Here is a 23,247-nt window from a genome sequence, read left to right on the forward strand (position 1 = left end):
TCGCTACGTGATCGAGTTCCAACATGTGCACAAGACCTACCGCGTCGCCGGTAGGGACATCCCCGCCCTCAACCCGACCAGCCTGAGCATCGAAGATGGCCAGGTGTTCGGCCTTATTGGCCATTCCGGTGCCGGCAAAAGTACCCTGCTGCGCCTGATCAACCGCCTGGAGGCGCCGTCCGGCGGCAAGATCATCGTCGACGGAGAAGACGTCACCGCCTTCGACGCCAACCAACTTCGGCGTTTCCGCCAGCAGGTCGGCATGATCTTCCAGCACTTCAACCTGCTGGCCTCCAAGACCGTCGCCGATAACGTCGCCCTGCCGCTGGTGCTGGCTGGCGAGCTGTCGCGTGCGGCGATCGACCAACGTGTCAGCCAGTTGCTGGCCCGCGTCGGCCTGTCGGACCACGCGAAGAAGTATCCGGCGCAGCTGTCGGGTGGCCAGAAGCAGCGCGTCGGCATCGCCCGGGCGTTGTCGACCAACCCGAAGATCCTGCTGTGCGACGAAGCCACCAGTGCCCTCGACCCGCAGACCACCGCCTCGGTGCTGCAACTGCTGGCCGAGATCAACCGCGAGCTAAAGCTGACCATCGTGCTGATCACCCACGAAATGGACGTGATCCGTCGGGTCTGCGACCGCGTGGCGGTAATGGATGCCGGGGTCATCGTCGAGCAGGGTTCGGTGGCCGACGTGTTCCTGCATCCGCAGCACGCCACCACCAAGCGTTTCGTCCAGGAAGACGAGCAGGTGGACGAGCACGAGCAACGCGACGACTTTGCCCACGTGCCGGGCCGCATCGTGCGCCTGACCTTCCAGGGCGAAGCCACCTACGCGCCGCTGCTGGGCACCGTCGCCCGCGAAACCGGAGTGGACTACAGCATCCTGGCCGGACGCATCGACCGCATCAAGGACGTGCCCTACGGCCAACTCACCCTCGCCGTCACCGGCGGCAACATCGACGCTGCGTTCGCGCGCTTCCAGGCCGCTGACGTCCACATGGAGGTCCTGCGCTGATGGACGCCCTGAATTTCTTCGCCAACGTCGACTGGTCCGAGATCTGGTTGGCCACCGGCGACACCCTGATCATGCTGTTCGGCTCGCTGCTGTTCACCGTGCTGCTCGGCCTGCCGCTGGGCGTGCTGCTGTTCCTCTGCGGCCCGCGGCAGATGTTCGAGCAGAAGGGCGTGTATGCGCTGCTGTCGCTGGTGGTGAACATCCTGCGTTCGCTGCCCTTCATCATCCTGCTGATCGTGATGATTCCGGTCACCGTACTGATCACCGGCACCTCGTTGGGCGTGGCTGGCGCCATCCCGCCCTTGGTGGTCGGTGCCACGCCGTTCTTCGCCCGCCTGGTGGAAACTGCGCTGCGCGAAGTGGACCGCGGCATCATCGAGGCCACTCAGTCGATGGGCGCCACCACCCGGCAGATCATCACCAATGCCCTGCTGCCCGAAGCGCGTCCAGGTATTTTTGCGGCCATTACGGTCACCGCGATCACCTTGGTGTCCTATACCGCGATGGCGGGTGTGGTCGGCGCCGGCGGCCTGGGCGACCTGGCCATCCGCTTCGGCTACCAGCGCTTCCAGACCGACGTGATGATCGTCACCGTGGTGCTGCTGTTGGTGCTGGTGCAGATCCTGCAGAGCGTCGGCGACCGGCTGGTCGTGCATTTTTCCCGTAAGTAACAACCCCAATGGGGTCGGCGTGCCGACCCGTTCGGGGGCCGTCGCGGCCCTCACAAGGAGTGATCGATGAAGAAACTGCTTGCTGTCGTCGCCGCCGTCGCGGCTTTCTCCGCCCAGGCGGCGGAAACCTTGAGCGTGGCCGCCTCCCCGGTGCCGCACGCCGAGATCCTCAACTTCGTCAAGCCGACGCTGGCCAAGGAAGGGGTGGATTTGAAGGTCAAGGAGTTCACTGACTACATCCAGCCCAACGTGCAAGTGGCCGAGAAGCGCCTGGACGCCAACTTCTTCCAGCACCAGCCGTACCTGGACGAATTCAACAAGGCCAAGGGCACCCATCTGGTCAGCGTTGCCGGCGTGCATATCGAACCGCTGGGCATCTATTCGAGCAAGTACAAGACACTCGACGAGCTGCCGTCCGGTGCCACCGTGGTCATCCCCAACGACGCCACCAACGGCGGCCGAGCCTTGCTGCTGCTGGACAAGGCCGGTGTGATCAAGCTCAAGGACAACAGCAACATCCTCGCCACCGTGAAGGACGTCGCCGAGAATCCCAAGAACGTGAAGTTCCGTGAGCTGGAAGCGGCCACCATTCCACGGGTGCTGACCCAGGTGGATGCCGCGCTGATCAACACCAACTACGCCTTGGAAGCCAAGCTCAATCCGGAAAAGGATGCCCTGGCCATCGAAGGCAAGGACTCGCCCTACGTGAACATCCTGGTCACCCGCGAGGACAACAAGGACAGCGACGCGGTCAAGAAGCTGGTTCAGGCCCTGCACTCGCCTGAGGTGAAGCAGTTCATCACCGAGAAGTACAAGGGCGCAGTGGTTCCGGCGTTCTGATTGCGCTCGTCCACTTGCCCTGCGCGCCCGATTCGTAGAAACGGCTCCAGCCGTAATCGGGCGCGCGACAGCGCTTGAATCAGTCGCGCTTCACCAGCTTGGGCAACTGCGCCACCAGCTTTTGAGTGTCGAACGGCGCACGGATGAAGCCGCGCTGCCGACCATCCGGCCCGACGATTGCCAAGTTGCCACTGTGGTCCACGGTGTAGCCAGGCTTACGCGTGTCCGCCGGGATGAACGGGATGCTCAAGGCATGGGCCAGTGTCTGGGTGTCTTCGATGGAGCCGGCCAGCCCGACGAAATCCTTGTCGAAATACGCCAGATACTGCTTGAGCTGTTGGGGGGTATCGCGGGCCGGATCGACGCTCACCAGTACCACCTGCAAGTGATCGAGCGTCCCTTTGGACAGCTCGCTCTTGACCTGCCGCAACTGGGCCAGCGTGGTCGGGCAGATGTCAGGGCAGTAGGTATAGCCGAAGAACAGCAACGACCACTTGCCCTTGAGCTGGTCCAGTTGCACCGGCTGACCGTTCTGGTCGGTCATGCTCACCGCCGGCACGCTGCGACTCTGCGCCAGCAGAATGATCCCGGCCTCGGTGAGCCCGGCCGAATCGGCTTCGCCCCGGCCGTTGAGCACTTTGGTAACGGTCAAGCCCAGGATCAATGCGGTCAGGGCGAACAGGATCAGGATGGTTTTCTGGGTTCGGGTCATGGCTTGGGCATTCGATTCAGAGGGGCGAAATGGGAATGAAGGATCTCGTCGTAGGCGGCTAGATTACAGTCCTTGACCGGTTAGGGCTAACCAAGCGGCAAAATGATGGCACATTGATATAACCGCATGGAGCAAGTGTCTCGCTGATATAACAAATGCGTCTTAGGCCTTTGCGCAACCGAGCTACCTTAGTGTCTTCCGTTTGTAACGCCTTGTCCCTGGAGTTGTCATGAACACCGCAGCTGTACGCGAGCAGATCCATCAAGCCCAACTGTACGAGAGTCGCACTGGCCAATTGCAACAGCGCCTCGAGCAGCAGCTGCCGCACCTGCACCCGCTGATCCAACTACCCGTGCAGGATGCCAAGGGCACCCTGGCACGCTTCGTCAGCGCCTACATCGACCAAGTGCCCGAACTGCTCGAAGCCGCCCATGCAGTGGCCCGCGAGGCGGGTATCGAGTCGCAGATCAAGCCCGTGCTGAAAATCGCCGAGGCTTATTTCCTGCAGCCGCCCAGCGTGGTGGGCTCGCACACCGGGCTGGACTGCCTGCTGGACGAAGCCTACCTGGCGCATCGGCTGGTCGAAGAGGTCAACGACCTGTACATCCGCCACTTCCAGCAGCCATTGATCCCGGTGGACACCACCGTGGCCAACCTCATCGCCCACCAACTGATCGGCGAAACCTTCGCCAATCAACTGGACGAAGTGGTGCATCACTCGGTGGACGAAATGCTCGACGACGAGAGCTTCGCCGTCGAATCGGTGGAGGCCTACCGCGAAACCCTGCGCAGCCCGCAAACCGGCGAAGCGTGGAAGCGCTGGCCATGCCTGTCGCGCCAGTTGAGCGTGGAACTGGACCTGCACCAGACCAGCCACTGAGCCTGGGGGCCGTGCTGGGGCGCAGGAAGCACCCCGCCGGCATTGGCGCTGGCCGCCAATAGTGGCAAAATGCTGCACCCGCTTGTTCGAGGCATGGATGCTGAAACCTTCGCTGTATACGCTGCGCCAGGCACTGTTTGGCCTCAGCGTGATCCTGATCGCCCTGCTCGATCCCTTTGGAATAGCCAGTTCGACCGACGACGCTTCCGCGCGCTGGCTCAACCGCCTGCTGGCCGAACGCTACGCCGACGTAGGCCAACGCCAGGTCGTCGTCGTGCTGATCAACGACGACTACCTGCGCCGTAACGACACCTATTGGCCTATGCCGTACAGCGAGCAGAGCAAGCTGTTCAAACGCCTGCTGGCTTATCAGCCTGCGGCGGTATTCGTCGATCTGATCTACAGCCACGATCATTCCCGCGCGCTGCCCGGCCAGCCGCCGCAGATGGAGAGCCAGTTTCTGGCCAACGTCTTCGAGCGTTATCGCCAGCAGGGCATTGCGCTGTTTCTTGCCGACACCGGTCAGCCTCACGACCAGAACGGGATCAACACCCTTGCACGCCTGGCCACCGTCGGTACTCCCGCGCTGGTGACCTGGAGTGGATTCGCCAATCAGTACCCGCTTGCCGTCAACACCCCCGCCGGTGCCATGGAGACACCGGCACTGCGTCTGTATCGCGAGCATTGCCGTCAACATGAATGCAGCCGGTTGCCTGCCGATGCACGCCAGGCGGCGGCGCTTGCGCCCATGACGGTGCAGTGGGGGCTCAGGCAGTCGCCCTTGCAAGCCAAGGTCGCCGATGTCAGCACCTGCACGGTGCCGGGTCTGTTCGAGCAACTCGGACAGGCCATCTTCTGGAAGCTGGGGCAACAGGTGCAGGCCACCTGTCCCTATACCTTGACCCTGTCGCCGAGCGACCTGGCCGTCACCGACGAGCAGGATCAAGCGCTGCTCAGAACCCTGCTGCAGGGCAAACTGGTACTGGTCGGCGCGCAGATCGTCGGCACCGGCGACCTCACCCCGTCAGCGCTGCACGGCAAGGTGGCCGGCGTCTACTGGCACGCCATGGCCTTGGACAACCTGGTCAACTGGGGCATGAACTACTACCGCTCCACCCCCAGCCTGACCGATCTCGGTATCCCGGCCGGCTCGATCGACCTGCTGGATATCGTCGAATTGCTGCTGCTCGGGGCTATCACCTGGCTCAAGGGCACGCTGGACGCCCCGTTGCTCACCCGTGCCGATCTCGGACAGCGCCGCCGGATCAAACTGCGCCCGCTGTCTTCCTGGGTGTTGGTGCTGGCGGCCATCGGCCTGGTGAGCGCGGTGCTCTGGCACTTCAACTTCACACCGGCCAACGTCCTCGGCCTGCTGCTGCTGTCGCTCACCTTGTTCAGCACAAGGATCCAGGCCCTGTTCGCCAACAAGGCCTGAGATTGCCGTATTTCTCAACTCAAGGATTCAGAGATGATCAAGCCCACTCTATTGCTGTTATCGGTGCTGGTCAGCGCACACGTGCTGGCCAGTGATGAACCGATGGTGGAGGCCTGGCTCACCCCGTCGGTGGCCGTGATGGATGACCAGGGCAGATCCCTGCGTCAGATCGACAGCAGCACCCTGCCCAAACCGGCGCGAGTGGTGCAGTACAACAAGGAACTCGACATCATCCAGGTGAGCCTGCCTGAAGGTCAGGTGTGGATGGACACCATGGCGGTGCGGGTGAACCCGCCGCTCAACAGCGTCAAGTTCCCGTGCCAGACCCTGCCACGGGGCTACTCCGACGACCACCAGAGCAACGGCACCATCGGCTATGGCGCAGGGTGTCAGAAGTGAGCGGCGCGCGGACGAAGTCTGCCTTGACGTTGATGGCCATGGCGCTGCTGGGCGGCTGCCACACGCTGAACGGCGCCAATGACGCGTTGCAGAACCTGGTGGGGCCCTCCACTCAATCCCGGCTGCAAGGGCGTTACGTCGAGCATGCAGACGTGCGCCAGTATTATCGGGCGGACCCACAGAAAGCCCAGCAACTGCGCCTGAGCTTCGACGGCCGAGCCATCCCGGCCGACGAAATCCGCCAGCAGGACCTGGTCCGCATCCCTGAGCTGGAGCGCTACCTGCAAACCATCGTCGGCCGCCTGGTCAAAGGCTGGCCCGGTCAGGCTCCGGCGCTGCAGGTGCGCATCGTCAACAGCTATGCCTTCGGTCCCTCGGCCGACCCCTACGGCACGATCTTCGTGCCGCTGGGCATGCTCGACAACGTCGAAAGCGAAGATGAGATCGCGGCCATGCTCAGCCATGAAATGAGCCATGTGCTGCTGCGTCATCACGATCGCCGCGCGGCGTTCCAGGAGCAGAAACAACTGCTGGGCAACATCACCACCACGGTGATCATGGCGACCGTGGCCAAGAACACCCGGCTCGACAAGCAGAGCGGAAAACTGTTCAGCAAAGACCCCCAGGGCACGCAGAAAACCATCGGCAACACCGTGCTCTACACCTCGCTGGCCAATACTTTTTCGGACAACGTCTGGAGCACCGCCTGGGGGCGGGCGCAGGAAGACCAGGCCGACCTGCTCGGGGCCGATCTGATGATTCGCGCCAACTATGCCCCTCGGGCATCGAGCGTGAGCCTGCAGCGGCTCGACGACTTCCAGGGCAAGCAAAAGCCGCTGCTGACCAGTTTTCTGCAAGAGCGGCAAGCGGCGATGACCGATTCGCTGATCAAGCTCGACCTCAACCGCACCACCCAGGAACTGCAGACCCTGCTCAACCAAAGCGTGGGCACGGCCTTGAACGCCACCGGCCAGTACCTGACCCGCTCGCACATGTCGCCGATCCAGCGTGATGAAGAATTGCGCCAGTATCTTCAGCGCGAGTACCGCCAACAGACCCAGGCTCGGGTGAACCGACGCACCTGGCCTCAGGTGCGAGACTCGGCGAGCGTACAGCGCGCCCTGCAGGCCTACCGCGACGCCTACGCCGCCACCGCGGCACTGGAACAGAAGAAAACTCGCGAAGCCCAGGCCTTCATCGACCGCGCGCTGGCTTCGCCGGTCGGCAACCAGCCCGGCATCCGCCGCACCGCCTTCACCGTGCACTCGGCCCAGGGCGACAACCGCGCCGCCTTGGCCGATCTGCGGGGTATCGAGGATTGGTCGCTGGCCAGCCCGCTGGTGTACGACTTGATAATCGGCCACCACTTGCGTAACCGCGACCCCCGCGCGGCACTGGACATGATCGACAAGGCCGAACGCAACCTGGGCTCGGAAGAACTGTTCATCACCGAAAAGCTGCTGGCCAATCGGCAGTTGAAGGCCGATGAGCAAGTGCGTCAGGTACTGCGCAAATGCGAGCAGTACCCCAGTCGCAAGGAAGGCTGTCGCAAGCTGGTGCCCAAGCGAGCGTGAAGCCTTCGAGGACGCGCATCAGGCCTGGGCCAGGCGCCGTAGCCGGCCCTCCACGCGGCGTTTGAGTCCATGCTGTTCGATACGCAAGTGCGAACCGGCGGCCAGGCTCGAACGCCCCCAGTCCTCCAGCAGCTCCAGCACCGAATGGTCGATGTAGCTCAGGTTGCCCAACGGTACGTGTAGCGTGGTGCCGGGCGGCACGCTTTCCAGCGTCTGGGTCAGTGCTGGCACCTTGAGGAAGGTCGCCGCACCGCTCAAGCGCAGTTCCAGATGTCCGGGCTCGTCGAGCGGCACCAGGTTGATCTTCAGCCGCGCGGCCTTGAACGCCAGCTTCAGCAAGGTCAGGGCGAAGCCCACCAGCACACCGGTCAGCAAATCGGTGAAGACGATGGCCAAGGCAGTCGCGGCGTAGGTGAACATCGGCATGCGGCCATACCGGCCCAGGTCACGGAACGCTTTGACATTCACCAGCTTGATGCCGGTGTAGACCAGCACGCCCGCCAGGCTCGCCACTGGAATCTGCTGCAGCACGCTGCCCAGCACCACCACGAAGCCCAGCAGCCACACCCCATGCAGGATCGCCGATGCGCGGGTCTGGGCGCCGGCTTGGACGTTGGCCGAACTGCGCACGATCACCCCGGTCATCGGCAAGGCGCCGAGCAGACCACAGAGCATGTTGCCGATACCCTGGGCTGACAGTTCACGGTCGAAATCCGAACGCTGGCCATTGTGCATGCGGTCTACCGCCGCCGCCGACAGCAGGGTTTCGGCGCTGGCGATGAAGGCCAGGGCGAAAGCCGCCACCAGCAGGCTCGGATCGGCCAGTTGCAGGAGGTCGTCAGGACGCAGCCAGTCGATGGCTTCGGAGAGGTCCGCCGGCACCTGCACGCGGTTGACCGGCAGCGCCAGCCACAGGCTGAGCGCAGTCATCGCCGCCACGCCCAGCAACGCACCGGGCATGAAGCGCAGCCGCTGCGGGCGCCAGCGATCCCACCCCCACATCAGGGCGATGGTGCCCAGGCCCAGGGCGCCGGCCTGCCACCCACTGCCGGCGCTCTCCAACGGCAGCGCAGCGGCGAGGGTGGCGGGGAAGCCCAGCAGGTTGTCGACGCCAGAGGGCTGCGGCGCCGCATCGAACATCACATGCACCTGGGACAGCACGATCAGCACGCCGATGCCTGCCAGCATGCCGTACACCACGGCCGGGGCAGTGACGCGGAACCAGCAACCCAGGCGCAGGCGCCCGGCCAGCAATTGCAGCAATCCAGCCAGCAGCAGGATCGGCCCGAGCATGGCTACGCCATGCTGTCGCACCAGCTCGAACACCAGCACGGCCAGGCCCGCCGCCGGGCCGCTGACCTGCAGCGGCGAGCCGGCGAGAAAGCCGACCACGACGCCGCCGATGATGCCGGTGATCAGGCCTTTGGCCGGCGGCATGCCCGAGGCGATCGCGATGCCCATGCACAGCGGCAGGGCCACCAGGAACACCACGACCGAAGCCAGCAATTCGCGCGGCAGCGCCGCTTTAATCTGTGTCATGTTCACCATGTCGCTCCTTTTCTGATTCACGGCCAATCCACTGGCCGATAGCACGCGGATCCCTGAATCGCGCGCAGGCGCGGGCCGCCAGCAGGATTGCCGGCAAGGCGTTCAGGGAAATTCAAGGCAGCCGAAAGCCCTGCCGCGCCAACGGGGCGCAGCCGGCTATCAGGGTTTCTTCAGGTGGTGGGGCGGCTTAGTAGCGGCCTCTCGGAGTCGCGCAGGGCACCGGCTCACCGGCACTGAGCGGAAGGAAGGCGTCGCTGGCAGCGTCGTAGGCTTCGATGCGGCTGGTCTCGATGTCGTAGACCCAACCATGGATGTACAACTGGCCAGCCGCCAGACGCGAAGCCACCGAAGGGTGGGTGCGCAGGTGATGCAACTGGGCGATGACGTTTTCCTTGGTCAACACCTGCATGTTCTCGTGCTCGGTGTCGCAGGTGCAGTTGTTCTCGACCACGGTGCGCGCCACTTCGGCGTGGCGCAGCCAGGCCGAGACGGTGGGCATCTTGGCCAGCGACTGCGGGTTGAGCACGGCACGCATGGCGCCGCAGTCGGAGTGGCCGCAGACGATGATGTGGTGAACGCCCAACGCCATCACCGCGTACTCGATGGCGCTGGAAACACCACCGTTCATCTGCCCATAAGGCGGCACCACGTTACCCACGTTACGGGTTACGAACAGGTCGCCCGGCGAGCTCTGGGTGATCAGTTCGGGAACGATGCGCGAGTCGGCGCAGGTGATGAACATGGCGCGGGGTTTCTGCGCGGTGGCGAGCTTCTTGAACAGCTCCTGCTGCTCGGGGAACACGTCATGGTGAAATTTCAAGAAGCCGTCGACGATGTGCTTCAGGGCGGCATCGGCGTTCTCGGCAGGGGCAGCCGGAACGGGCTTGGATGGGTCCTTGATCGGCATGATTCATCCTCTAGACGGTTTTTCGGTAAGCACGAGTTTACCGGGGAAAGATTCTGGCTATGCGAGGAATTAGATGACGCGCACAGGTAATAAATCACAGCCACCTTTGGCTGAGTCCTTACGCTAGCGCAGAAAACTTAACTGAAACTGAATTCAGAGGCTCTAGAACGGGCGTTCCAGGTTTTGGCGGGGAGTTCTCGATAATAGCAAAAAAGCATCAATTGCCAATACCCTCCAGCAAAATTATTGGCAGGCATGAGTGAGATTGCGGGGTAGCAGGGCATGTGTTCAAAACAACGCCATCTGCGCCCCTGGCACACAAAACGCCGAGCAGTCCAACGCCAACGCCTCGCGTCCGGCAAAGCCCATCTGCCGAGCGGCCTTGGCAAAGCGCTGGGCCAACAGCTCGGCGAACACGCCTTCGCCACGCATGCGCGTTCCGAAACGACTGTCATACAACTCGCCACCCCGGCTCTGACGCATCAGGCTCAGCACATGCGCCGCCCGTTGCGGGTAATGATCCTGCAGCCACTGCTCGAACAGCGGCGCCACCTCCAGCGGCAGGCGCAGCATCATGTAGGCGGCGCTCTGCGCGCCAGCGTCACGCGCCGCTTCGAGCAGGTGCTCCAGTTCGCAATCGTTGATCATCGGAATGATCGGCGAGCACAGCACCCCCACCGGCACGCCTGCTTCGCGCAACACGCGAATGGCCCGCAACCGAGCTTTCGGCGCCGCCGCACGCGGCTCCAGCGTGCGCTTGAGCTCATCGTCCAGCGTGGTGAGGCTGATCATCACCCGCACCAGGCGCAGGCTGGCCAATTCGCTCAGCAGGTCGAGGTCGCGCAGGATCAGCGAGCCTTTGGTCACGATGGTCACAGGGTGGCGATAGCGCAACAGCACCTCGAGCAGACGGCGACTGAGCTGGTGGTCGCGCTCGATCGGCTGGTAGGGGTCGGTGTTGGCACCCAGGTTGATCGGCGCACAGACATAACCCGGCTTGCTCAACTGCTGTTCGAGCACCTCGGCGGCATTGGTCTTGGCAATCAGCTTGGTTTCGAAATCCAGGCCAGGGGACAGGTCCCAGTAAGCATGGCTCGGGCGGGCATAGCAGTAGATACAGCCATGCTCGCAGCCGCGGTAGGGATTGATGGAACGGTCGAAGGGCAAGTCGGGGGAGGTGTTGCGGGCGATGATGGTCTTGGCGGTCTCGATCCGCACCTCGGTGCCCTGGGTGACCGGCACTTCCTGATGCCAGCCGTCATCTTCCACCACCGAGATGCTCGGGGCGAAGCGGTTGTGAGGATTGCTGGCCGTGCCACGGCCGCGGACGGGAGCTGACTTCATGATGAAAAAACCCGCATTGCTGTATGTGCATACAGTAATGCGGGTTGGTCATTGCCGCCAGCGGCGTCAGCCGGACGGTGCGATCAGTCGGTCTTCTTCAACTTCGGGTTGGGGAAGAACTGCACGGTCTGCACCTGTACCGGCTGCGCCTTGACCGCCTGCTGGTTGACCCGGGTGCCAAGCTCCTTGGGCACCGAAAGGCCTTGCTCGTTGAGCGTGTCGGTGAAACCGCAGGCCACGCATTCGCGGTGCGGCACGCCGTCTTCGCTCCACATCATCAGCTTGTCCGGCTCACTGCACGCCGGGCAGACCGCCCCGGCGATGAAGCGTTTCTTGGTGGTGCTGACAGCGCCCTCGCTCATGCCGCGGCCTCTTCGGTCAGGCCACTGTGGCGCAACAGGGCATCGATGGAGGGCTCGCGACCGCGGAAGTCGACGAACAGCACCATCGGTGCCCGCGAGCCGCCACGGGCCAGGATCGCCTCACGGAACGCACGGCCGGTTTCGGCGTTGAGCACGCCTTCTTCCTCGAAGCGCGAGAAGGCGTCGGCCGACAGCACTTCGGCCCACTTATAGCTGTAGTAGCCGGCCGCATAACCGCCGGCAAAGATGTGCGCGAAGCTGTTGGGGAACCGGTTGTAGGCCGGCGGACGCATTACCGTGACCTCGTCGCGCACGCCCTCGAGCACCTGCAGCACGCTGCGGCCATCGCCATGGGTGGCGTGCAGTTCGAAGTCGAACAGGGAGAACTCCAACTGGCGCACCATCATCATGCCGGACTGGAAGTTCTTCGCCGCCAGCATCTTGTCCAGCAGGTCCTGGGGCAGCGCTTCGCCGGTTTCATAGTGACCGGAGATCAGCGCCAGGCCTTCCGGCTCCCAGCACCAGTTCTCCATGAACTGGCTCGGCAACTCGACCGCATCCCAGGCCACGCCGTTGATGCCTGAAACACCGGCATGCTCGATGCGGGTGAGCAGGTGATGCAAGCCATGGCCGAACTCGTGGAACAGCGTGGTGACTTCGTCGTGGGTGAGCAGCGCCGGCTTGCCGGGCGCTGCCGGGGTGAAGTTGCACACCAGGTTGGCCACCGGGCTCTGCAACGCGCCTGCGGCGGTGCGGCGACGGTCGCGGGCGCCGTCCATCCAGGCGCCGCCGCGCTTGTTGGCGCGGGCATAGAGGTCGAAGAAGAAGCGCCCCACGTGCTGGCCGTTTTCCTTGATCTCGAACAGGCGTACGTCCGGGTGCCAGGCGTCGAAGCCCTTGAGCTCAGCGATTTCGATGCCGTACAGGCGCTGGACGATGCGGAACAGACCGCCCAGCACCTTGTCGATCGGGAAGTAGGCGCGCAGGGCTTCCTGGGACACGCTATAGCGCTGCTCGCGCAGTTTTTCGCCGTAGTAGCCGGCGTCCCAGCTCGACAGCTCGGCGCAGCCCTGCTCGGCGGCATAGGCCTTGAGCTGCTCGAGGTCCTGGGCGGCGAACGGCTTGGAGCGCTTGGCCAAGTCGCGCAGGAAGCTCAGCACCTGATCGCTGGACTCGGCCATCTTGGTGGCCAGGCTCAGTTCGGCGTAGTTGGCGTAGCCGAGCAACGTGGCCAGTTCCTGGCGCAGATCGAGAATCTCGGCCATGACCGGACCGTTGTCGAACTGACCGGCATTAGGCCCCTGATCGGACGCGCGGGTGCAGTAGGCGGCGTACAGTTCTTCACGCAAGGCGCGGTCGTTGGCGTAGGTCATCACCGCGTAGTAGCTGGGGAATTCCAGGGTGATCAGCCAACCGTCCAGCCCTTTGGCCTGGGCGGCGGCGGCCATCTGCGCCTTGGCCGACTCGGTCAGGCCGTCCAGCGCGGCTTCGTCGGTGACGTGCTTGGTCCAGGCTTGGGTGGCGTCGAGCAGTTGGTTGGAGAAGCGGCTGCCCAGTTCGCTGAGGGTGCTCTGCACGTGGGCGTAGCGCTGCTGTTTGTCGGGCGACAGATCGATGCCCGACAGACGGAAGTCGCGCAGGGCGTGTTCCAGAATGGTTTTCTGCGCCACGTCGAAACCGGCGGCTTCCGGGCTGTTGGCCAGCGCCTGGTAGGCGTCGAACAGCGCGCGGTTCTGCCCCAGTTCGGTGGCGTAGGCGCTCAGCGCCGGCAGGCACGATTCGTAGGCCTCGCGCAGCGCCTGGCTGTTGCACACCGCATTGAGGTGGCTGACCGGGCTCCAGGCCGCGCCCAGGCGGTCATTGAGTTCATCCATCGCCAGCACCAGGCCAGCCCAGGAGGGGTTCTTGCCCTGCTGCTCGAGGATATCGGCGATGGCCTTGCGGTTGTCGGCTAGGATCTGCTCGATCGCCGGCAGCACGTGTTCGGCACGGATCGCGGAGAAGGGCGGCAGGTCATGGGACTGCAGAAGCGGGTTGTTCGCACTCACGGTTCGGATACCTTGGCAGGAGAAACACTGCACCATCTTAATTACAATCGACGCCGACCGCAGCAGGCAGCCTGCCTATCGGCACTGTAGAGGAATACGATCATGGCCATCCGCACCTTTCGCGACCACACGCCAAGCCTCGGCCCACGCGCCTTCGTCGACCGTTCGGCGGTGGTGATCGGCGACGTGCAGCTCGGCGAGGACAGTTCGGTCTGGCCATTGACGGTGATTCGTGGCGACATGCACCGCATCCGTATCGGTGCGCGCACCAGCGTGCAGGATGGCAGTGTGCTGCACATCACCCATGCCGGGCCGTTCAACCCCGACGGCTTCGCGCTGATCATCGGCGACGAGGTGACCATCGGCCACGAGGTCATGCTGCACGGCTGCACCTTGGGCAACAGGATCCTGGTCGGCATGGGCAGCACGGTGATGGACGGCGCCATCGTCGAGGACGAGGTGATCATCGGCGCCGGCAGTCTGGTACCGCCCGGCAAGCGCTTGGTCAGCGGCTACCTGTATGTCGGCAGTCCGGTGAAGCAGGCCCGACCACTGAGCGAAAACGAACGCGCGTTCTTCGCCTACAGCGCCAACAACTATGTGAAGCTCAAGGACCAGCACCTGGCCGAAGGCTACGATCAACCGGAGCAACCCTGATCCATGCACCAGCAAACCGTTCTTTTCGACCTCGACGGCACCCTCACCGATCCACGCCTGGGCATTACCCGCTCGATCCAGTACGCGCTGGCCAAGCTGGGCATCGACGAGCCGGACCTGACCCGCCTGGAGCACTTCATCGGCCCACCGTTGCTCCAGGCGTTCATGCAGTTCTATGGCTTCGACGAGGCCAAGGCCTGGCAGGCGGTGAATTTCTACCGGGAGCGCTTCAAGGTCACCGGGCTGTACGAGAACCACGTGTTCGAAGGCGTGCCTGCGCTGCTGCAAGCCCTTACCGAGCAGGGCCGCACGCTGTATGTCGCCACCTCCAAGCCCTGGGAGTTCGCCCGCGAGATCGCCCGACACTTCGCCTTCGACCGGCACTTCAAAGTGATCTACGGCAGCGAGCTGGATGGCACGCGCACCAACAAGGTCGAGCTGATTCGCCATCTGCTGGATGAAGAGCGGCTGGATCCGGCGCAGACGCTGATGATCGGTGACCGCAAGCACGACCTGATCGGCGCCCACAGCAACGGCCTGCAGGCGGTCGCCGTGGGGTATGGCTTCGGCAGCCGCGAAGAGCTGGCCGCCGAGACCCCGGCCTTCCATTTCGAGACGGTGGCCGACCTGCACCGGGCCTTCCTGGCCGCTTGACCGCCACAAGGGCCGCCTGGCGGCCCCGAGCGCTACCGGCTTGCGCCCAACCGCTGCAACGCCGCCTGGCGCTCATCGACCGGCAGTCGCCCTACGTCCTCGACCCGCCGATAGAATTTCGTCCAATCCCCGCCGACCTCGCGGTACAGCGCGGCGAAGGCCGGCACCCACTGGTCATACAGCCCGAACGGCAACAGCTTGGCGTTGCTCATCGGTCCATAGACCCAGGCGTCGTAGCGTGTATCGCCGCCCCAGTCGCGGTCGCGTATCTGTCGGTAGTCCCGGCGCAGGCGCTGGAACTCGGCTTGCTTGGCCACGCGCTTTTCGCCATCGCTCGATGGCTGCGCGTAGATCGCCTGCAGTCGATCGCGGCTGGCCAGCACCAGGCGCACGAACTGCTCACGCTGACCTGCGCCATCCTCATGTTCAGCCGGTAGCCCGCGCGCCCGGCGCCATTGGCGAGTGCCCTCCTGCTCGACGAAGGTGGCGAAAGACTCGTTGAACGCGGTGTCGTCCTTCACGTAGAAGCGCTGATGCGCCAACTCGTGGAAGATCAAGGTGGCCAGCCGCTCATCGTCCCAGCGCAGCATCGACGAGAGAAGCGGATCGTCGAACCAGCCCAGTGTGGAATAGGCCTCCACGCCCCCTACATAGACATCCAGCCCTTCCTGGCGCATCACCGCCGCCGCCCCACGCGCCGCGCCCTGGTGGTAATAGCCCCGGTAGGCTACGCACCCGGCGATGGGAAAACAGTGGGTGATGGGCTGCAGAGACAGCTCTGGCGTGGCGAAGACGTTCCACACCACATAGGGGCGGCCGAGGTCGGCGTAGACGCGATAGCTGCGGTTATCCGGCAGTTTCAGCCGCTCGCTGGCAAAGACGCGGGCCTGCTCGGCCTGGGTCAGGCGTTGGCGCAGCCGTGGGTCGGTGGCCGGATTGGCCACCACCTGCTCGACCGGTTGGCGCGCACGCAGCAGTTGCCATTGCCCTTGGGCCAGTTGCCCGTAATAACCCACAGTGCCGCAGCCGCTGATCAGCAGCGCCGCCGCCAGCGGAACAAACACCGTGAAAACGCGGTCCAGAGCCCGGCGGCCTGAGCGCTGTCGTGCAAAACGTCGAACCATAGGGGCTGTTCATCCCGCTCAAGGCCAGTGCGTGCCAAGACTATCTTGCCAAGGGACCTTTTCGCCATGCGTACACTGTTTGCCATCGGCACCTTCGGGCTGCTGGGCGCCTGCTCCACCTTGCCCGACCCGGACCCCAACCAGGCCTGGGTCGATCTCGCCCCGGGCGATGACACCTCGCTGCACGCCGTGCAGGTCGATGAACGCGATTGGAGCGACAACCGTTATTTCGAAGTCCCGCCCGGTCGCCATGAGCTGACCGTGCGCTACCAATTTCCAGTGTCGCCGAGCAACATCGGCCCGGTCGCAGAACCGCTGTGGCGCGACTGCCAACTCAACCTCACCTTCAAGGACTTCAACGCCGGGCAGCGTTATCGCCTGCAAGCGGGCAGTATCGGCTTGCGGCCTTGGGTGAAGCTTTATGACGGGCAGCAGAAACTCATGGGACAAGGCGAGCCAGCGGGGTGCCAGCATGGCTGATCGACGCTATGCTTGTGCCTTGTGACCCGCAAGCGGAGCTTCACCATGCGCCAGCCCATGATGCTGTTCGCCCTCAGTGCACTGGGGGCTTGCGCCAGCCCCTTGCCCCCGAAAGATCCGGCCCAGGCGTGGATCGACCTCTACACCGTCACACCGGGTCGCGTGATCATGGCCGACAAGCTCGACGGCAAGCGCCTCGATGACGGCCGATACTTCCAGGTCGCCCCCGGCCGTCACGAGCTGGTGGTGCGCTTCGACTACGAACTTACAGCGGGCCTGTTCACCACCAGCCCAACCGAGCGCACGTGTTACCTGACTGTGCGCTTCGACGACTTCAAAGCTGGTGAGCATTACCGCCTGGAAGCGCGGGCACCGGCGATGCAGCCGCAGCTGTACCTCTACGATGCCGATCGTCAGGTGCTGGTGGACGAGCCTGCCGAGGTGTTCTGTATTCCTTGAAAGCAGCGGGGCCACTCGGCGTGGCCCCAGGGCTTATTCATCATTCTTCTGGTAGATGATCTTGCGGGTACCGTTATCGCAACTGCCGACGACCATGTTCTGGTCGCTGACTTCGCTGTTGGAGACGATTTCCAGCGTGTAGGAGGGCACTCCAGCGGCCTGGATCTTGGCTTCGATCTCAGCCTTGAGTTCCTCGCAAGGCTTGGGTGCGGCCAATACCGAAGTGGCCACCAGCGAGCCCAGAACGACGGATGCTACGCGGATCATGGAACGGCTCCTGAAGGGGCAGGCAATCTGCCGACCCCTGCAGAGTACAACAAAGCCCGGCTTACGAAAGCAGGGTGGCGTCGAGGGTGATCTTCGCGTTGAGCAGCTTGGACACCGGGCAACCGGCCTTGGCCTTGTTGGCAATGTCATGGAACTGCTGATCGCTGGCGCCCGGCACCTTGGCCTTGAGAATCAGGTGCACGGCCGTGATAGCGAACCCGTCATCCTGCTTTTCGAGGGTGACTTCGGCGGTGGTATCGATACGCTCGGGCGTGAGTTTTTCTTCGCCCAGCATCATCGACAAGGCCATGGAGAAGCAGCCGGCATGCGCCGCACCAATCAGCTCCTCCGGGTTGGTCCCCGGCAACCCCTCGAAACGGGTGTTGAAACCGTAGGGGTTCTGCTTCAGCGAGCCGCTCTCGGTGGACAGCCGGCCCTTGCCATCCTTGAGCCCACCTTCCCAGATCGCCGATGCTGTCTTTTTCATGTTGCCTCCTGGACATACGGTTAAGGTCTACAAGGTTCTGAGGCTCCACCCCACAGCAAGTTCAGACCAATCCACAGTCTGCCATTGAATCGTTCAAGCAGCGCCCATACAGAGAACTGTAAGGCCCATTGGCCAACCCACTGCCTGCGGAGGTTGCGATGACGCAGCTGCATGACCTGAAGATCTCCACCCTCGACCTGGTACCGGTGCGCGCCGACAGCGGCCCGGCCCAGTCCCTGCACAACGCTCTGGACCTGGCCCGGCATGTCGAACGCCTGGGCTACCACCGCTTCTGGGTGGCCGAGCACCACAACATGGATGGCATCGCCAGCTCGGCGACCTCGGTGCTGATCGGCTATCTGGCTGGCGGCACCTCGCGCATCCGCATCGGCTCGGGCGGCGTGATGCTGCCCAACCACGCACCGTTGGTGATCGCCGAACAGTTCGGCACCTTGGCCAGCCTTTATCCCGGTCGCATCGACCTGGGCCTGGGCCGTGCGCCGGGTTCCGACCAGATGACCGCCCGCGCCCTGCGCCGCGAGCGATCGGGCAGTGCTGACGATTTCCCCGATGATGTCGAGGAGCTGTCACGCTACCTCGGCCCGCGCACCGACGACCAGAAGGTCATCGCCGTGCCCGGCCACGACACCGAGGTGCCGATGTGGCTGCTCGGTTCTAGTCTGTTCAGCGCCCAGTTGGCCGGTATGCGCGGCATGCCTTACGCCTTCGCCTCGCACTTCGCACCGCGCTACATGCATGAGGCGATCCGCATCTACCGCGATCACTTCAAACCCTCGACCACGCTGGACAAACCCTACGTCATGCTGGGCATTCCGATGGTGGTGGCGGAAACGGACGAGCAGGCCGAGTACCTGGCTACGTCGGTGTACCAGCGCATCCTCGCGCTGATTCGCGGGCAGAGCCTGATGCAGCGCCCGCCGGTGAAGAGCATGGACGGCCTGTGGCTGCCGCACGAACGCGACGCGGTGGGGAGTTTCCTCGGCCTGGCGATGATCGGCAGCCCGGCGAAAGTCAGGGCTAAAGTTGAAGTGCTGCTGGAGCAGACCGGCGCGGATGAGCTGATCTTCACCTGCGACCTTTACGAGCATGCCGATCGCTTGCGCTCCTACGCGTTGCTGGCGCAGGCCTTGAAGGCTTGAGGCATCAGGAACGACAAAGCCGCTACCTTGCAATAGCGGCTTTGTCATGAAACGTGATCGATTCGCGAGGCGCGATGAGTGGGCGCCCGCATCGCCTCAACCGCGCTTGTAGCTGATTTCCTTGGTATCGCCTTCGCAAGTGCCTACGACCTTGTCCTTGGCGGTACCTTTGTCGACGATATCCAGCGTGTAGCTTTGCACACCCTTGGCATCGAGCTTGCTCGCAATCTCAGCCTTGAGTTCTTCACACGGCTTGCCGGCCGCCATTGCGCTGCCTGCAAGCACCATCAAACCTGCTGCGAGAAACACTTTCTTCATCGTTGTCGTTCCTTGTGCGGATCAAAAAAGCAGAGTAGGGCAGCGGCCCATCCCGGTGCCCCTGGAAACTCATACCCTATAACGCCGATACAGGCCAGCGCGGCGCTGTTTTCAGCTGTTGGCGATACGGAAACCGACCTTCAGCGTGACCTGATAATGAGCCACTTTGGCATTCTCGATATGGCCACGGGTTTCGACCACTTCGAACCACTGCATGTGCTGGATGCTCTGGGAGGCCTCCGACAGCGCATTGTTGATGGCGTCTTCGATGCTGGTGGTCGAGGAACCGACGATTTCGACCTTCTTGTAGGTGTGATGCTCGGACATGGATGCGCTCCTTGGATCAAGTGTCTGACAGGGCCGGACAGCCCAGGCCTGGTTTACCTGCGAGCCTGGAATCGCCTGGAAAGTTCGATCGCACTTTCGCGCCGCAGCGCAGTCGCACCTATATCACCCCTACTCAGCGAAGGAGAGTCCACATGGCCCGTAATGCACTGCGCAAGACCTCACTGGAAAGCATGGAAGCCGAGATCGAAAGCCTGCTCAAGACCCTGGAAGAGCTCAAGGGCGACGCTTCGGAAGAAACCCAGAAAACCATGAAGGCCCTGCGCGGCAACGCTCAGAACGCCCTGAAGCATTCGCGCAACCTGCTGACGGACGCTTACGAGGAAGTGAAGACCCGCACCAAGGAAACCGGCATAGCCACCCGCGACTACGCTCAAGAGCACCCTTGGACCACCGCTGGCGTTGCCGTTGGCGCCCTGGGCCTGCTGGCTGCCTTCCTGCTGTGCCGTCGTAACTAAGCCTTTACCGCTAAGCCGGCCCTACTCAGCCGGCCCTTGCAACTCCTGGCGCAGCCACTGCGCCAGTTGCTCGGCGCGCCCATCTGCGGCGCGTCGAGGCACCCACAACGCCAGCGCCGCCGGTGTCGGGGAGAAGCCCCAAGGTGCAGCCAGGCGTCCAGCCCGCAAATCGTCCGCCACCAATGGTTGCGGGGCGATCGCCACACCCAGTCCTGCCATCGCCGCTTCCAACAGATAGTACAAATGCTCGAACGCCTGACCGTAGGTCAGCGCGTCAGGGGCGAGCCCGTGGTGTGTGGCCCATGTCGGCCAAGCCTGGGGCCGAGAGGTGGTGTGCAATAGCGCTTCGCCTAGCAATGCCGGCGCGGGTGCGTCGCACAACTGGGCGAATCTCGGAAAATGGGGACTGACCACCGGCCCGATACGCTCTTGCGCCAGCACATGCACCTGCATGTCGCTCGGCCACGGTGGTTCGGCGTACACCAGCAACGCGTCGAGTCCCGGACGCCGTGGATCGAGGTCGCCTTCCCCAGCCGACAGGTGCAGTCGCAGGTGCGGCAGGTCGGCCTGCAAACGCCCCAGACGCGGAATGAACCAACGTGCCAGTAGACTGCCAGAACAGCCCAGCACGAAGGGCGCCTGGCTAGGATCGCGACTCAACTCGCTGCAGACGCCACGCAGCCGGTCGAACGCCTCCACGCTGGCATCACGCAAGCGGATGCCGGCATCTGTGAGTTTGACGCCACGGCCGTCCTTGACGAACAAGGCCACCCCCAAATGCGCTTCGAGCCCCTTGATCTGGCGGCTCACCGCGCCATGGGTGACATGCAGCTGTTCTGCCGCTTGGCTGACGCTGTTCAGCCGAGCAGTGACCTCAAAGGCCCGCAGGGCATTGAGCGGTGGGAGATCTTGACCCATGACGTGTGAGTTTTCCTGACGTGTTGCTGCAATCTTATCGGTTTTCAGCGCGACCAGGGCTGGGTAGAGTAAAGCCCATCGACCGGTGGCATGCCGCACGGTCCTCTCTTTTCGAATCCAGATGGAGCGCCCCATGACCCAGCCCAAATACCGTCCCGGCCCCGACGCCAACGGCCTGTTCGGTTCGTTCGGCGGCCGCTACGTGGCCGAAACCCTGATGCCCCTGGTGCTGGACCTGGCCCGCGAATACGAAGCGGCCAAAGCGGACCCTGAATTCCTCGAGCAACTGGCGTATTTCCAGCGCGACTACATCGGTCGGCCCAACCCGCTGTACTTCGCCGAGCGCCTGACCGAACACTGCGGCGGCGCGAAGATCTTCCTCAAGCGCGAAGAGCTCAACCACACGGGCGCGCACAAGGTGAACAACTGCATCGGCCAGGTCCTGCTGGCCAAGCGCATGGGCAAGAAGCGCCTGATCGCCGAGACCGGCGCCGGCATGCACGGCGTGGCCACCGCCACCGTCGCTGCGCGCTTCGGCCTGCCCTGCGTGATCTACATGGGCGCCACCGACATCGAGCGTCAGCAGGCCAACGTGTTCCGCATGAAGCTGCTGGGCGCCGAGATCGTCCCGGTCACTGCCGGCACCGGCACCCTCAAGGACGCCATGAACGAGGCGCTGCGCGACTGGGTCACCAACGTCGATGACACCTTCTACCTGATCGGCACCGTCGCCGGCCCTCACCCGTATCCGGCGATGGTGCGTGACTTCCAGTCGATCATCGGCAAGGAAACCCGCGCCCAGTTGCAAGAGAAGGAAGGTCGCCTGCCCGACAGCCTGGTCGCCTGCGTCGGCGGTGGTTCCAACGCCATGGGCCTGTTCCACGATTTCCTCGAAGATGACAGCGTGCAGATCATCGGCGTCGAAGCTGGCGGACACGGTGTGCACACCGACAAGCACGCAGCCAGCCTCAACGGCGGGGTACCGGGCGTGCTGCACGGCAACCGCACTTACCTGCTGCAGGATGCCGACGGCCAGATCACCGATGCCCACTCCATTTCCGCCGGCCTGGACTATCCCGGCATCGGCCCGGAGCACGCCTACCTGCACGAAGTGAAGCGCGTCGAGTACGTCAGCATCACCGACGACGAGGCCCTGGACGCCTTCCACGCCACCTGCCGCCTGGAAGGCATCATCCCGGCCCTGGAAAGCGCTCACGCCCTGGCCGAAGCGCTCAAGCGCGCGCCGAGCCTGCCCAAGGATCACTTGATGGTCGTGTGCCTGTCCGGCCGCGGCGACAAAGACATGCACACCGTGATGAATCACATGGCAGCCCAGGAGAAACAGGCATGAGCCGTCTTCAACAACGCTTCGCCGAGCTGAAGGCCGAAGGCCGCTCGGCACTGGTCACCTTCGTCACTGCAGGCGATCCGGGCTACGAAGCTTCGCTGGAAATCCTCAAGGGTTTGCCCGATGCCGGTGCCGACGTGATCGAACTGGGCATGCCGTTCACCGACCCCATGGCCGATGGCGTGGCCATCCAGCTCGCCACCCTGCGTGCGCTGGAAGCCGGCCAGACCCTGGCGAAAACCCTGCAGATGGTTCGTGAATTCCGCGTTGGCAACCAGACCACGCCGATCGTGCTGATGGGCTACTACAACCCCATCCATCGCTATGGCGTGCAAGCCTTCGTCGCCCAGGCCCAGGAAGCCGGGGTCGATGGCCTGATCATCGTCGACCTGCCGCCGGAGCACGACGCCGAGCTGGCCACCCCGGCCCAGGCTGCCGGCATCGACTTCATCCGCCTGACCACGCCGACCACCGACGATGCACGCCTGCCGCGTGTGCTGGAGCGCAGCTCCGGCTTCGTCTACTACGTGTCGGTGGCAGGTGTGACCGGTGCCGGCTCAGCCACCACCGAACACGTACAGGACGCCATCGCCCGCCTGCGTCGCCACACGGACCTGCCGATCAGCGTCGGCTTCGGCATCCGCACGCCGGAGCAGGCGGCGGCTATCGCCAGACTCTCCGATGGCGTAGTGGTGGGTTCGGCACTGGTCGACAAGATCGCCCAGGCAAAAACGCCCGGCCAGGCGGTCACCGATGTGCTGAGCCTGTGCTCGGCGCTGGCTGAGGGCGTACGCGGCGCTCGTCGCTGATCTAGCGTTACGCTCATCGTGGGTGAAT

Annotated in this window: 27 protein-coding genes; 15 read left to right on the forward strand and 12 right to left on the reverse strand. The window is 63.8% G+C overall.

Annotated features, from left to right (window positions below):
* Positions 1-7: 7 nt before the first annotated feature.
* From Q6A47_RS03270 to Q6A47_RS03280, 3 genes are all read left to right on the forward strand, one after another.
* Positions 8-1,015, forward strand: a complete 1,008-nt coding sequence (locus tag Q6A47_RS03270) for a methionine ABC transporter ATP-binding protein (protein WP_039582065.1) — start codon at positions 8-10, stop codon at positions 1,013-1,015.
* Positions 1,015-1,686, forward strand: coding sequence for a methionine ABC transporter permease (locus Q6A47_RS03275; RefSeq protein WP_039582067.1), 672 nt, complete (start codon positions 1,015-1,017; stop codon positions 1,684-1,686). Before Q6A47_RS03270 ends, Q6A47_RS03275 begins: the two co-directional genes overlap by 1 nt.
* A gap of 66 nt (positions 1,687-1,752) precedes the next feature.
* Positions 1,753-2,526: a MetQ/NlpA family ABC transporter substrate-binding protein gene (locus tag Q6A47_RS03280; RefSeq protein WP_029612494.1), complete on the forward strand. Its 774-nt coding sequence runs from the start codon at positions 1,753-1,755 to the stop codon at positions 2,524-2,526.
* A 79-nt stretch (positions 2,527-2,605) separates the two neighbouring features.
* Here Q6A47_RS03280 and Q6A47_RS03285 read toward each other — a convergent pair whose 3' ends face one another.
* Positions 2,606-3,238 carry an SCO family protein gene (locus Q6A47_RS03285; protein ID WP_304483006.1) on the reverse strand — a complete coding sequence of 211 codons (633 nt, stop codon included), beginning with the start codon at positions 3,236-3,238 and terminating at the stop codon, positions 2,606-2,608.
* A 229-nt stretch (positions 3,239-3,467) separates the two neighbouring features.
* On the opposite strand from Q6A47_RS03285, the gene Q6A47_RS03290 reads away from it, so the two are divergent.
* The 4 genes from Q6A47_RS03290 (at position 3,468) to Q6A47_RS03305 (ending at position 7,526) form a co-directional block, all read left to right on the forward strand.
* On the forward strand, positions 3,468-4,118 hold the full coding sequence (locus Q6A47_RS03290; protein WP_039582071.1) for a hypothetical protein: 651 nt from the start codon (positions 3,468-3,470) through the stop codon (positions 4,116-4,118).
* A gap of 97 nt (positions 4,119-4,215) precedes the next feature.
* Positions 4,216-5,553, forward strand: coding sequence for a CHASE2 domain-containing protein (locus Q6A47_RS03295; RefSeq protein ID WP_304483008.1), 1,338 nt, complete (start codon positions 4,216-4,218; stop codon positions 5,551-5,553).
* Positions 5,554-5,586: 33 nt separating this feature from the next.
* Positions 5,587-5,952: a hypothetical protein gene (locus Q6A47_RS03300; protein ID WP_304483009.1), complete on the forward strand. Its 366-nt coding sequence runs from the start codon at positions 5,587-5,589 to the stop codon at positions 5,950-5,952.
* Between the two features lie 32 nt (positions 5,953-5,984).
* On the forward strand, positions 5,985-7,526 hold the full coding sequence (locus Q6A47_RS03305; protein ID WP_304483208.1) for a M48 family metallopeptidase: 1,542 nt from the start codon (positions 5,985-5,987) through the stop codon (positions 7,524-7,526).
* Between the two features lie 18 nt (positions 7,527-7,544).
* Here the strand turns inward: Q6A47_RS03305 and Q6A47_RS03310 are convergent, their stop codons facing one another.
* The 5 genes from Q6A47_RS03310 to prlC form a co-directional block, all read right to left on the reverse strand.
* On the reverse strand, positions 7,545-9,074 hold the full coding sequence (locus Q6A47_RS03310) for a SulP family inorganic anion transporter (RefSeq protein ID WP_369811410.1): 1,530 nt from the start codon (positions 9,072-9,074) through the stop codon (positions 7,545-7,547).
* Between the two features lie 187 nt (positions 9,075-9,261).
* The gene (locus tag Q6A47_RS03315) at positions 9,262-9,981 is read right to left on the reverse strand and encodes a carbonic anhydrase (RefSeq protein ID WP_029612492.1); all 720 of its coding nucleotides are present in this window, start codon (positions 9,979-9,981) and stop codon (positions 9,262-9,264) included.
* A 288-nt stretch (positions 9,982-10,269) separates the two neighbouring features.
* Positions 10,270-11,325: a PA0069 family radical SAM protein gene (locus tag Q6A47_RS03320; protein ID WP_167335975.1), complete on the reverse strand. Its 1,056-nt coding sequence runs from the start codon at positions 11,323-11,325 to the stop codon at positions 10,270-10,272.
* 83 nt (positions 11,326-11,408) lie between these two features.
* Positions 11,409-11,687, reverse strand: coding sequence for a YheV family putative zinc ribbon protein (locus Q6A47_RS03325; RefSeq protein ID WP_039582076.1), 279 nt, complete (start codon positions 11,685-11,687; stop codon positions 11,409-11,411).
* Positions 11,684-13,735, reverse strand: a complete 2,052-nt coding sequence (gene prlC / locus Q6A47_RS03330; protein ID WP_304483011.1) for an oligopeptidase A — start codon at positions 13,733-13,735, stop codon at positions 11,684-11,686. The genes Q6A47_RS03325 and prlC overlap by 4 nt, the downstream gene beginning before the upstream one ends.
* Positions 13,736-13,837: 102 nt before the next feature.
* Between prlC and Q6A47_RS03335 the strand changes: the two genes are divergently transcribed.
* Together Q6A47_RS03335 and Q6A47_RS03340 are read left to right on the forward strand one after the other, a co-directional pair.
* Complete coding sequence (locus Q6A47_RS03335; protein WP_304483012.1) at positions 13,838-14,392, forward strand: gamma carbonic anhydrase family protein; 555 nt, start codon at positions 13,838-13,840, stop codon at positions 14,390-14,392.
* Positions 14,393-14,395: 3 nt separating this feature from the next.
* Entirely contained in the window at positions 14,396-15,046 is a 651-nt protein-coding gene (locus tag Q6A47_RS03340) for an HAD family hydrolase (RefSeq protein WP_039582084.1), read from the forward strand.
* Positions 15,047-15,078: 32 nt separating this feature from the next.
* On the opposite strand, the gene Q6A47_RS03345 is transcribed toward Q6A47_RS03340, so the two are convergent.
* Positions 15,079-16,170 (reverse strand): aminopeptidase, encoded by a 1,092-nt coding sequence (locus Q6A47_RS03345; RefSeq protein WP_304483014.1) that lies wholly within the window; start codon positions 16,168-16,170, stop codon positions 15,079-15,081.
* A 66-nt stretch (positions 16,171-16,236) separates the two neighbouring features.
* On the opposite strand from Q6A47_RS03345, the gene Q6A47_RS03350 reads away from it, so the two are divergent.
* Together Q6A47_RS03350 and Q6A47_RS03355 are read left to right on the forward strand one after the other, a co-directional pair.
* Positions 16,237-16,650: a PA0061/PA0062 family lipoprotein gene (locus Q6A47_RS03350; protein ID WP_039582094.1), complete on the forward strand. Its 414-nt coding sequence runs from the start codon at positions 16,237-16,239 to the stop codon at positions 16,648-16,650.
* 45 nt (positions 16,651-16,695) lie between these two features.
* On the forward strand, positions 16,696-17,109 hold the full coding sequence (locus tag Q6A47_RS03355; protein ID WP_039582097.1) for a PA0061/PA0062 family lipoprotein: 414 nt from the start codon (positions 16,696-16,698) through the stop codon (positions 17,107-17,109).
* 33 nt (positions 17,110-17,142) lie between these two features.
* Here the strand turns inward: Q6A47_RS03355 and Q6A47_RS03360 are convergent, their stop codons facing one another.
* Together Q6A47_RS03360 and Q6A47_RS03365 are read right to left on the reverse strand one after the other, a co-directional pair.
* On the reverse strand, positions 17,143-17,376 hold the full coding sequence (locus tag Q6A47_RS03360) for a DUF1161 domain-containing protein (RefSeq protein ID WP_029612486.1): 234 nt from the start codon (positions 17,374-17,376) through the stop codon (positions 17,143-17,145).
* Between the two features lie 61 nt (positions 17,377-17,437).
* Positions 17,438-17,863 carry an OsmC family protein gene (locus Q6A47_RS03365; RefSeq protein ID WP_039582099.1) on the reverse strand — a complete coding sequence of 142 codons (426 nt, stop codon included), beginning with the start codon at positions 17,861-17,863 and terminating at the stop codon, positions 17,438-17,440.
* Between the two features lie 158 nt (positions 17,864-18,021).
* Between Q6A47_RS03365 and Q6A47_RS03370 the strand changes: the two genes are divergently transcribed.
* Positions 18,022-19,023 (forward strand): LLM class flavin-dependent oxidoreductase, encoded by a 1,002-nt coding sequence (locus Q6A47_RS03370; protein ID WP_116889907.1) that lies wholly within the window; start codon positions 18,022-18,024, stop codon positions 19,021-19,023.
* A gap of 96 nt (positions 19,024-19,119) precedes the next feature.
* Here Q6A47_RS03370 and Q6A47_RS03375 read toward each other — a convergent pair whose 3' ends face one another.
* Both Q6A47_RS03375 and Q6A47_RS03380 read right to left on the reverse strand, forming a co-directional pair.
* Positions 19,120-19,341, reverse strand: coding sequence for a DUF1161 domain-containing protein (locus Q6A47_RS03375; protein WP_039582104.1), 222 nt, complete (start codon positions 19,339-19,341; stop codon positions 19,120-19,122).
* A gap of 111 nt (positions 19,342-19,452) precedes the next feature.
* Entirely contained in the window at positions 19,453-19,668 is a 216-nt protein-coding gene (locus Q6A47_RS03380) for a dodecin (protein ID WP_029614865.1), read from the reverse strand.
* A gap of 152 nt (positions 19,669-19,820) precedes the next feature.
* On the opposite strand from Q6A47_RS03380, the gene Q6A47_RS03385 reads away from it, so the two are divergent.
* A complete protein-coding gene (locus tag Q6A47_RS03385) occupies positions 19,821-20,144 on the forward strand; it encodes an ElaB/YgaM/YqjD family protein (RefSeq protein WP_029614866.1) in 324 nt (107 codons plus the stop codon).
* 21 nt (positions 20,145-20,165) lie between these two features.
* Here the strand turns inward: Q6A47_RS03385 and Q6A47_RS03390 are convergent, their stop codons facing one another.
* On the reverse strand, positions 20,166-21,062 hold the full coding sequence (locus Q6A47_RS03390; RefSeq protein WP_304483018.1) for a LysR family transcriptional regulator: 897 nt from the start codon (positions 21,060-21,062) through the stop codon (positions 20,166-20,168).
* Between the two features lie 133 nt (positions 21,063-21,195).
* Between Q6A47_RS03390 and trpB the strand changes: the two genes are divergently transcribed.
* The gene (gene trpB, locus Q6A47_RS03395) at positions 21,196-22,413 is read left to right on the forward strand and encodes a tryptophan synthase subunit beta (protein WP_039582111.1); all 1,218 of its coding nucleotides are present in this window, start codon (positions 21,196-21,198) and stop codon (positions 22,411-22,413) included.
* Positions 22,410-23,219, forward strand: coding sequence for a tryptophan synthase subunit alpha (trpA, locus tag Q6A47_RS03400; RefSeq protein WP_039582114.1), 810 nt, complete (start codon positions 22,410-22,412; stop codon positions 23,217-23,219). The genes trpB and trpA overlap by 4 nt, the downstream gene beginning before the upstream one ends.
* Positions 23,220-23,247: the final 28 nt, after the last annotated feature.

The organism is Pseudomonas boreofloridensis (genome assembly GCF_030580795.1).
GTDB classification, from domain to species: Bacteria; Pseudomonadota; Gammaproteobacteria; order Pseudomonadales; family Pseudomonadaceae; genus Aquipseudomonas; species Aquipseudomonas boreofloridensis.